The 9,332-nt window shown below is 61.2% G+C and carries 10 protein-coding genes; 9 read left to right on the forward strand and 1 reads right to left on the reverse strand.

Features of this window, described 5'->3' with window-relative positions:
* Nucleotides 1-3 precede the first annotated feature (3 nt).
* From AC0L23_RS37365 to AC0L23_RS37405, 9 genes are all read left to right on the forward strand, one after another.
* Nucleotides 4-543, forward strand: a complete 540-nt coding sequence (locus AC0L23_RS37365) for a DUF6505 family protein (protein ID WP_473358198.1) — start codon at nt 4-6, stop codon at nt 541-543.
* The gene (locus AC0L23_RS37370) at nt 540-1,547 is read left to right on the forward strand and encodes a DUF6352 family protein (protein WP_473358190.1); all 1,008 of its coding nucleotides are present in this window, start codon (nt 540-542) and stop codon (nt 1,545-1,547) included. The genes AC0L23_RS37365 and AC0L23_RS37370 overlap by 4 nt, the downstream gene beginning before the upstream one ends.
* Entirely contained in the window at nt 1,544-2,056 is a 513-nt protein-coding gene (locus tag AC0L23_RS37375) for a DUF3305 domain-containing protein (protein WP_473358191.1), read from the forward strand. Before AC0L23_RS37370 ends, AC0L23_RS37375 begins: the two co-directional genes overlap by 4 nt.
* Complete coding sequence (locus AC0L23_RS37380) at nt 2,053-2,658, forward strand: DUF3306 domain-containing protein (protein WP_473358192.1); 606 nt, start codon at nt 2,053-2,055, stop codon at nt 2,656-2,658. The genes AC0L23_RS37375 and AC0L23_RS37380 overlap by 4 nt, the downstream gene beginning before the upstream one ends.
* A gap of 134 nt (nt 2,659-2,792) precedes the next feature.
* Complete coding sequence (locus AC0L23_RS37385; protein WP_473358193.1) at nt 2,793-3,584, forward strand: molecular chaperone TorD family protein; 792 nt, start codon at nt 2,793-2,795, stop codon at nt 3,582-3,584.
* A gap of 30 nt (nt 3,585-3,614) precedes the next feature.
* Nucleotides 3,615-3,824, forward strand: a complete 210-nt coding sequence (locus AC0L23_RS37390) for a twin-arginine translocation signal domain-containing protein (protein WP_247523795.1) — start codon at nt 3,615-3,617, stop codon at nt 3,822-3,824.
* A 12-nt stretch (nt 3,825-3,836) separates the two neighbouring features.
* Nucleotides 3,837-6,785: a formate dehydrogenase subunit alpha gene (locus AC0L23_RS37395; protein ID WP_473358194.1), complete on the forward strand. Its 2,949-nt coding sequence runs from the start codon at nt 3,837-3,839 to the stop codon at nt 6,783-6,785.
* Between the two features lie 12 nt (nt 6,786-6,797).
* Nucleotides 6,798-7,394, forward strand: coding sequence for a formate dehydrogenase FDH3 subunit beta (fdh3B, locus tag AC0L23_RS37400; RefSeq protein WP_007592757.1), 597 nt, complete (start codon nt 6,798-6,800; stop codon nt 7,392-7,394).
* A 39-nt stretch (nt 7,395-7,433) separates the two neighbouring features.
* Entirely contained in the window at nt 7,434-8,435 is a 1,002-nt protein-coding gene (locus AC0L23_RS37405) for a formate dehydrogenase subunit gamma (protein WP_473358195.1), read from the forward strand.
* A 35-nt stretch (nt 8,436-8,470) separates the two neighbouring features.
* On the opposite strand, the gene AC0L23_RS37410 is transcribed toward AC0L23_RS37405, so the two are convergent.
* Nucleotides 8,471-8,674 (reverse strand): hypothetical protein, encoded by a 204-nt coding sequence (locus AC0L23_RS37410; protein WP_247523798.1) that lies wholly within the window; start codon nt 8,672-8,674, stop codon nt 8,471-8,473.
* Nucleotides 8,675-9,332 lie beyond the last annotated feature (658 nt).

Consider the following 9,332-nt stretch of genomic DNA (forward strand, 5'->3'; position numbering starts at 1 on the left):
ACCGTGAAACTTCTACGCACCGTCGCGCTGGATCCCTCCGACACCTTCGTGTTCGAGGTGCCGGCAACGCCAGGCGAATGGGCTGTCTCCGGCGCGTTCCGCTTCTGCGACCAGGATCCGGCGAAGCTGAGCGGCAAGGCACGCGCCGCCTTCCGCGGCGGCTTTCTCGGTGTGCAGTCCTGGGGATGGTCGACGCTGGCGCAGATCGCTCCGGCGACCGAGGACGATTGCCAGGTGCTGATCGAACTCCTTGCGAGGCAACTCGTTGATCGGTTCGGCGCACCGGACATGGCAATTGCCAGAACCGCTGCAGAAGAGGAAGTCTCCTTTGCGCAGTCCCTTTGCACGCAGCCGATCAGCTCGCTCATTGCGGTCCACCGTTCGGCGGGCGATGGCGAAGTCCGTGAGGGCTTCCGCAAGCTGAAACTGAGGGAAGGGCAGCGGCACGGCAAGGCGTTTTCGTTCATGGAAATCGAGGATGATGTCAAATCCGACAGCGATCTTAACTATTGTGATGGGACCCAGGAGTCGCTCCTCCGATGAGTGATTTCTGGATCGCATGCGGCCATCATCTGCTCGATCGCGACGAGAGCGGCAGGCTTCGTGTCACCGACGAATTCTTGAAGGCTTATTTTGCCCGTCCCGAGTTGATGCCGCCGAAGGACGCGTGCGCGGTCGAACGAAGGCTGCACCGTGAGATGCTTGCTGATCCGCGCCGAGCGGTCGCAGCCGAAGAGCTCGCTGCGATCGCCGATGGGGACGCGCGGGAGAACTGGCGCTTCGTGGTGGCATTTCGCGATCTCATGTTGCGGCACCCGACGCTCGAAGCTGCGTATCTCGCGGTCCTGCGTTCGTCGTCAAACGACCTGCCGCCGCTGTTCGTCAATCAGCTCGTTCATGTGATTTTGCGCAATGCGCTCGACGGCAACGAGGATGTGTTGGTGCTGCGCGCCGCCGAGCTGTTCTTCCGACCGCAACGGATCCTTCCGCATGAACAGGCCTTGCTGCTTGGCGATGAGGAGGTTGTCGGCGGTCGTAGCCCGACCCCTATCTTGTCCCTGATCTCGATGCTGGGCACCAAGGCTGACGCCCAGCTCGATGTGTTAAGCGACGAAAATACCGAGAGCTATTGGAAACGCAGTGACCAGTTCGATATGGCCTTCGATTTCACCGCAGGCGGGCGAGGCCCTCGCGCGCTGGCACAGGCAATGACCCGCTGGGTCTCCCATCTGCTCGGGATCGATGTTGCTATTGAACCGCTGACGGAAGTGCGTGAGGTAAAGCTGGCCTGGTATGTCGGGTTGGACGCTGACGCCACCAAGATGGGCGATCGGCTTTGGCACGACGAGGAGCTGGACGGACCCAGCGCGAAGCGAGTTCTTTCGTTGTTTCGCTTGACCTTTGCGGATCCTCAGCTCGCCATAGAGACCTTGCGGGGTGAACCGGTCTATCTGATCCTGGCTATGACAGCCGATCAGAAGCTCCGCATGAAACCGCAGAACCTGTTGAGGGGACTCCCGATCAGGCGCCTGGAAGCGATCTCATGAGCGCTGCCCTGCCACTCCAGCGTATCCCTGTCGGTATCATCGTCGAACGGCGCGAGGCGGATTCGCCCTGGGCCGATTTCATCTGGCGGAGCACTGCCGTGTTGCCTGACAAACTGGACACGGAGGCCTGGACAATCTTGCGCGAACAGGGCGGCACGACCTGGTTCTATGCCGGCAGCGCATCGGTTGACCTGTACGTATCGGAAACCGCGCGCTATTGCGACAATGTTGCCTCCGGCACACCGAGCCTCTGGGTGGTCTTGAGCCCATCCGAGGGAGTCTGGCCTTATGCGATCGCCGCCGCGACCGCTGATCCCGCGGAAGGAGAGGGGTTTACCGAAGCCGCTGACAATCTGGTTGAAGCCGTACCGATGCCTGAGCTAGTGCGCGCGGTGATTGAAAGCTTCATCGCCGAACACCACGTCGAGAGAGAGTTCGTCAAACGCGAGCGACGGCGCGCCGATCCCGAGGCTTTGGCGCGTCGGCAGCACGAAGGCGGGCAAGAATGACCGAGGAAGAGTTTCTCGCACGCTGGTCACGCCGCAAGCGCGAGTCAAAATCGAATGCTCCGCCGGCGGAGAGAGCCAGGCCCGCGGGTGAAGCCGCGGTGCCATCCCCCGCGGCTGAGGCCGAACCGGACCTGGATCTCGGCAGCTTGCCATCGATCGACGCGATCGCGGCGGGTACCGACATCACCGCGTTCCTGCGCAAAGGTATACCGCCGGAATTGATGCAAGCGGCTCTTCGCCGCGCCTGGACGGCCGACCCGGCGATCCGCGATTTCGTGGGGCTCGCCGAGAATGCCTGGGACTTCAACGATCCGAATGCTATGCCGGGCTTCGGACCGCTCGATTGCTCCCAGACGGAGCTGGCAGCCTGGGTCGACCGAATCGTCGGGGGTCTGCGTGACGCCGCAGAGGCACAGCCGGACACGCCGACGCAATTGCAGGGGGCCTCGGACGTTCCGAATGGGGATGTTGTGCACTCGGCGGTGCTTACCGAGACGCCTGGCGAAGCCATCCCGACGATCGCGGCTCCCGTTGCATCGCAACGGGCAACGGAGCCTGATACTCCTCCGCGCCGCGTACATGGCGGTGCCCTGCCTGAATAGTGTTCTACCAAAGGCTATAGCCTCAACCTATTGAGCGGCGATTGACCGCCTCCGGAACCAGGTCTAGGCTTTGCTAGCACTTTGTTGCGCAAGTAAAACTGGTCACTAGAGGGTCTCAGGCAACGGAGGTCCATGTGCGTGACGTCGGGCTTGATCGCGCCATTGACGCCGCAGGCGGCGTGGCCCAGCTTGCGCGCAAAATCCGCATCAGCCAGCCCTCGGTTTCGAACTGGAGCAAGATACCCGCTCAGCGGGTGATTGCGGTGGAAGCTGCAACAGGTGTTCCCCGGGCCGAACTGCGGCCTGATCTCTATCCTGATCACAATCACGAACCCACGAGATTGCAAGACAGCATCGATCCGATCGATGTCGCGCGAGCGCAGGAATATGCCCTTCTCGCCGCCTTGCTTGCGGCTGCGCCATCCAAGAGCTTGCTCGATCGGCTTACGGGCTTGAGTGGAGACGGCACGCCACTCGGTCAGGTTCACGCCGGCTTGGCGGATGCCGCTTCGCACACGACCGCAGCTCAGGTCGAACGCGAATATTTCGATCTTTTTGTTGGTCTCGGCCGCGGCGAGTTGCTGCCCTACGCCTCCTACTATTTGACCGGCTTTCTCAACGAACGGCCGCTGTCACGCTTGCGGACTGATCTTGCGGCACTCGGCATAATGGGCGCCGAGGGTAATTTCGAACCTGAGGATCATGCCGCCATCCTCTGCAAAATCATGGCCGGAATGGCTGATGGGCGCTTGGAAGCGCCTTTCGTTGCGCAGCGTGCGTTGTTCGAGAAGCACGTCTCGTCCTGGATGGGGCGTCTGTTTGCCGACATGGAGCGGGCCGCGAGCGCAAGGTTTTACCGCGCGGTCGGCTCATTCGGCCGCCTGTTTATCGAGATCGAGAGGCAAGGATTTTCGTTCGCGAACTGACCATGCGCAGGCTGGTCCGGGAGAGATGCGATGAGCGATGAAAAGAAAGCGATCGTCGGACGGCGCGACTTCCTCCGCAAAGTTGGCATCGGCACGGTAGGCGCTGGCGCCACGCTGGCGACGCCACTCGTCGGCTCCGCACAGGCCGACAGCGAGAATAACGATGAGAAGCGTAAGGCGCGCTACAAGGAATCCGATCACGTGAAGGCCTATTACCGCGTCAATCGCTATCCCGCCTAAGGGAGGCTGCCCGTGCTTATCAAGCGAACACAAGAGCATTCCGGATCCGGCCGCCGCGGCTCGGTCGCGGACACCATGGCAAGGCAGACCGGCGGTCTCGATCGCCGCACCTTCCTGCGCCGGTCCGGTGTTGCGGGTGGCGCGCTCGCGGCACTCGGGACCATGCCGATTTCCGGCGTGCGCAAGGCGGAAGCGGCCGTGGCGGGCCCGCTGACCGCCGGGGCCACCGTCAAGAAAAGCATCTGTACGCATTGTTCGGTCGGATGCACCGTGACCGCGGAGGTGTTGAACGGGGTCTGGATCGGCCAGGAGCCGAGCTGGGATTCCCCCATCAATCGAGGATCTCATTGCGCGAAGGGAGCTTCCGTACGCGAGCTGGTGCACAGCGAGCGGCGTTTGCGCTATCCGATGAAGCTCCTAAACGGGCAATGGACGCGCGTCTCCTGGGAGACTGCGGTCAACGAGATCGGCGACAAGATCATCGAGGTTCGCGAAAAATCGGGGCCCGATTCCGTATATTGGCTCGGCTCGGCCAAAATGACCAATGAGGGCGCATATTTGTTCCGCAAGCTCGGGGCGTTCTGGGGCACCAACAACACCGACCATCAGGCACGCATCTGCCATTCGACCACCGTCACCGGCGTCGCCAATACCTGGGGCTACGGCGCGATGACCAATAGCTACAACGATATTCGCAATGCCAAGACTCAGATGATCATGGGCGGCAATCCGGCCGAGGCGCATCCGGTTTCGTTGCAGCATCTGCTCGAAGGCAAGGAGCTGCAAAAGGCCAACTTCATCGTCATCGACCCACGCATGACGCGCACCGCAGCGCACGCCACGGAATATGTGCGGATGCGTCCGGGCACCGACATTCCAGTGCTCTACGGCATGATGTGGCACATTCTCCAGAACGGCTGGGAGGACAAGGAGTTCATCAGGCAGCGTGTCTACGGGTTCGACGATCTCCGCAAGGAGGTGGAGAAATGGAATCCGGAAGAGGTCGAGCGCGTCGCCGGCATCCCCGGCGAACAGCTCAAGCGGGTCGCGAAGATGTTCGCCACCGAGAAGCCGTCGACGTTGATCTGGGCCATGGGCCAGACTCAGAAGACCGTCGGCACCGCCAATGTGAGGGCGAGCTGCATCCTGCTGCTGTTGACCGGCAATGTGGGCGGGCCCGGCATGGGTGCCAACATCTTCCGCGGCCACGACAATGTGCAGGGCGCGACTGATGTCGGGCTCGATATTGTGACGTTGCCGTTCTACTACGGTCTCGCCGAAGGTGCGTGGAAGCACTGGTCGCGGGTTTGGGACGTTGATTACGAGTTCTTGAAGTCGCGCTTCGATTCCAAGCAGATCATGGAGACTCCCGGCATTCCGCTGACTCGCTGGTTCGAGGCGGTGACGCTGCCGAAAGATCAGGTCGCTCAGAAGGACAACGTACGGGCAGTGTTCGTTCAGGGGCACGCCAGCAACAGCATCACGCGCATTCCGGAGTCTCTCAACGGCCTGAAGGCGCTAGACCTGCTTGTCATTGCCGACCCGCATCCCACGACGTGGGCGTCATTGGCGGTCGAGGCCGGCCGCAAGGATGGCGTCTACATTCTTCCCGTGGCCACGCAATTCGAGTGCAAGGGATCGCGCGTCGCCTCGAACCGCTCGCTGCAATGGGGCGAGCAGATCGTCAAACCGATCTTCGAATCCAAGGACGATCTCGAGGTCATTTATCTTGTGGCCAAGAAACTCGGATTCGCAGACCAGATGTTCAAGAAAATCAAGGTCGAGAACAATCTGCCTGAAGCAGAGGATGTGCTGCGCGAAATGAACCGCGGCAGCTGGTCGACCGGCTATTGCGGGCAATCGCCTGAGCGGCTCAAGGCGCACATGAAGAATCAGGCGAAGTTCGACATGCTGACGATGCGAGCCCCCAAGGACGATCCAGAGGTCGGCGGCGATTATTACGGTCTGCCGTGGCCATGCTGGGGCTCGCCGGAGGTCCGGCATCCGGGCACGCCGCTGCTCTACAACACCAATCTCGCGGTGATGGATGGCGGCGGCACGTTCCGGCCGCGCTTCGGCATTGAGCGCGAGGAGAAGCTGCCAGATGGGTCCACGCGCAAGGTCAGCCTGCTGGCCGACAAATCCTACTCTAAGGATTCCGAGATCCAGGACGGCTATCCCGAATTCACGCTGGCGAGCCTGAAGAAGCTTGGCTGGGAGACGGATCTCACCGAAGCGGAGATGGCTACGATCATGAAAGTCAATCCGACCAATCCGGATTCGGTGTCGTGGTCGATCGATCTCTCAGGGGGCATCCAGCGGGTCGCGCTCAAACACGGCTGCGTGCCGTACGGTAACGGCAAGGCACGCATGAACGCCTTCGGCCTGCCTGATCCGATTCCGGTCCATCGCGAGCCGATCTATACGCCACGTGTCGACCTCGTCGAAAAATATCCGACGCTGCCCGATGCCAAGCAGTTTCGCATGCCTAACATCGGCTTCTCGGTGCAGAAGGCTGCAGTGGAGAAGGGGATTGCCAAGCAGTTCCCGCTCATCCTCTCTTCCGGCCGTCTGGTCGAGTATGAGGGCGGCGGAGAGGAGACGCGTACCAATCCGTGGCTTGCCGAACTACAGCAGGACATGTTCATCGAAATCAACCCGGCCGATGCTGCTGATCGCGGCGTCAAGGATGGCGGCTGGGTCTGGGTCACCGGTGCAGAGAACAATTCCAGAGCGAGGATGAAAGCGCTCGTCACCGAGCGTGTCGGCAAGGGCGTCGCCTGGATGCCCTTCCATTTCGGCGGCTGGCTGGCAGGGAAGGATCTTCGCAGCGCCTATCCGAAGGGGACCGATCCGATCGTTCTCGGCGAAAGCGCGAACACCATCACGACCTACGGATATGATCCCGCGACGGGCATGCAGGAACCGAAGGTCACTCTTTGCCAAATCGCGGCGGCATAAGGAGCAACGACGATGGCCCGTATGAAATTCCTCTGCGACGCCGACCGTTGCATCGAGTGCAATGCCTGCGTCACCGCCTGCAAGAACGAGCATGAGGTGCCCTGGGGTATCAACCGGCGCCGCGTGGTCACCATAAATGATGGCAAGCCAGGCGAGCGTTCGATCTCGATGGCCTGTATGCACTGCACCGACGCGCCCTGCGCAGCCGTGTGCCCCGTGAACTGTTTCTACACCACCGCAGATGGCGTGGTGCTGCACTCCAAGGACCTCTGCATCGGCTGCGGCTATTGCTTCTACGCCTGTCCGTTCGGCGCGCCGCAATATCCCAAGGTCGGGAACTTCGGCTCACGCGGCAAGATGGACAAATGCACCTACTGCGCCGGCGGGCCCGAGGCCGATGGCAGCAAGGAGGAATACGAGAAGTACGGCGCGAACCGGCTGGCGGAGGGCAAGTTGCCGCTGTGTGCCGAAATGTGTTCGACGAAGTCATTGCTCGCCGGCGACGGGGAGATCATCGCCCAGATCTACAAGGAACGCGTGATGAAGCGCGGCTACGGCTCCGGCGCGTGGGGCTGGAAGACCGCGTATCGCGAGACGATCGAGTCCTGACGCGGACGACAGTCAAGGACGCGATACCGGGAGGCGCAGATGGCGTCATTTGGAAGACTCATTCGCCTGGCATTTGGCGCATGCGCGCTGCTTCTGGTGATCATGGCGGCTCCAGCGAGCACCCAGCAGGTCAACCCGACCGCAAGCTCCGTCAAAGAGCAGCAGTTGCTGCAGGAGCTGAACCGAATCCAGGGCCGTGTCAGCATTCCGGATCAGAGATCGGGCGTGCTTGAGCAGCCACAGGGACGCGAATGGCGGGAGTTTCGCAATGTCACGCTGCGCTGGATCGGCGGCGTCGCGATTATCGGCATGCTGGCTTTGCTCGTGATCTTCTATCTCACCCGTGGCATGGTGCGGCTTGAAAGCGGGCGATCAGGGCGCACCATCCTGCGCTTCACGCTGTTTGAGCGCTTCGTGCATTGGATGACAGCGACCTGCTTCATCATCCTCGCCATCTCGGGTCTGAACATCACCTTCGGGCGGCCGTTGTTATTGCCGTTGATCGGTTTTGAAGCGTTCTCCGAATGGTCACAATGGGCGAAGTATGCCCACAACTATCTGAGTTTCCCGTTCACCGTCGGCGTCGTCCTGATCTTCCTGATGTGGATCGCGGGAAATCTCCCGAACAAGGTGGACGTCGCCTGGATCAAGCGGGGAGGGGGCATTGTCGGCCATGATCATCCACCGGCCTATCGCTTCAACGCCGGCCAGAAGATGATTTACTGGATCGTCGTAATCGGGGGCGGCCTCGTTGCGGCGACGGGATACGAGCTGATGTTCCCGTTCTACATCAGCGGCATTGAAGGCATGCAGATGGCCCAGATCATCCACTCCGTGGTGGCCGTGCTATTCGTGGCCGCAATGATAGCGCATATCTACATCGGCACGATCGGGATGGAGGGGGCTTTCGAGGCCATGGGTTCGGGTGAGGTCGACCTCAACTGGGCACGCGAACATCATAGCCTCTGGCTCGACGAACAGAGTGGGCGAACCGGGCCGAACGATCAAAAGCCGCAACCAGTGACCGCTGCGGCGGAATGAAGGGGAGCGGCTGAAGAGGGCCGGTCAGGTGTGCGTTATTGCGTGCGCCCTCTGGCAAACAGAACGGACCGGTCCTCGATCTCCTGCTCGGCCAGCGTGCTCGCCTGGGCTGTCTGCAGCTCTGGAATGTTTGGCATGCCACTCTGTGCAGAATGAAGAAGTGCATGCGGTCTGAGCACGCTGGTCGCCGCACCGATGACGAGCAGGGCCGTGACGAGCGAAAGCATAAGGCGTTTCATTCGACATCTCCGTCCGGTGTTGTATCCGCCAAGACGGAGTAAGCTCTAATTCGTCCCGGTGATGTGAGCCGCCTCACATCCTCCAAGCCTTTTTCGGGTTCCGACAACTGAATGAAGGTCGGGCAGTCCTCGCTGGTTTGCGCCGCCAATCGAGATGTTATGGGCCGCGCGCGTATTCCGGAGCTTTGAATGACCGAAGGTCCAAGAATGGAAGACACCTGCGAGTTACGGATTGGCATCGCCATCTCGTAGTGCCTTTCACGACACCTGGAAGGTCGCAATCATGTCGGACGGACAGCAAGGTGCGGGGCGCTCCGAGACGATCGAAGCTATCGCGGGCCGGCTGCGCACCGAGTACGACTTTAAAAGCTGAACCAACGGCTTCGCAGCGTACTCAAGGTCGTCCAGGACCTCGCCGAACTCCAAAGTGGCCCGTCGCCTCATCCCCGCTGCGGCAAGGCCACCGCGCTGAGAATGCCCGGGCTTTCGCGAAAGCGCCTCGGCCTATATCACAGCCGCGTACTCGGGTGAGCAGGGTCGCGTCCCTCCGCCATTCCGCTGCCCGCAGTAACCTTGAACCTAGTCGTCCGTGAACAAGGTTCTAAGCGATTGAGCAGGAGTCTCTTTTTCGGATTCGAGGCGGTTTGAGATTGCAGGG

Source organism: Bradyrhizobium sp. MI1.4 (genome assembly GCF_055811315.1).

Coding starts and splice junctions, on each gene's coding strand:
- AC0L23_RS37370 (WP_473358190.1), top strand. CDS start 540: ATGAGTGATTTCTGGATCGCATGCGGCCATCATCTGCTCGATCGCGAC.
- AC0L23_RS37375 (WP_473358191.1), top strand. CDS start 1,544: ATGAGCGCTGCCCTGCCACTCCAGCGTATCCCTGTCGGTATCATCGTC.
- AC0L23_RS37380 (WP_473358192.1), top strand. CDS start 2,053: ATGACCGAGGAAGAGTTTCTCGCACGCTGGTCACGCCGCAAGCGCGAG.
- AC0L23_RS37390 (WP_247523795.1), top strand. CDS start 3,615: ATGAGCGATGAAAAGAAAGCGATCGTCGGACGGCGCGACTTCCTCCGC.
- fdh3B (WP_007592757.1), top strand. CDS start 6,798: ATGGCCCGTATGAAATTCCTCTGCGACGCCGACCGTTGCATCGAGTGC.
- AC0L23_RS37405 (WP_473358195.1), top strand. CDS start 7,434: ATGGCGTCATTTGGAAGACTCATTCGCCTGGCATTTGGCGCATGCGCG.
- AC0L23_RS37410 (WP_247523798.1), bottom strand. CDS start 8,674: ATGAAACGCCTTATGCTTTCGCTCGTCACGGCCCTGCTCGTCATCGGT.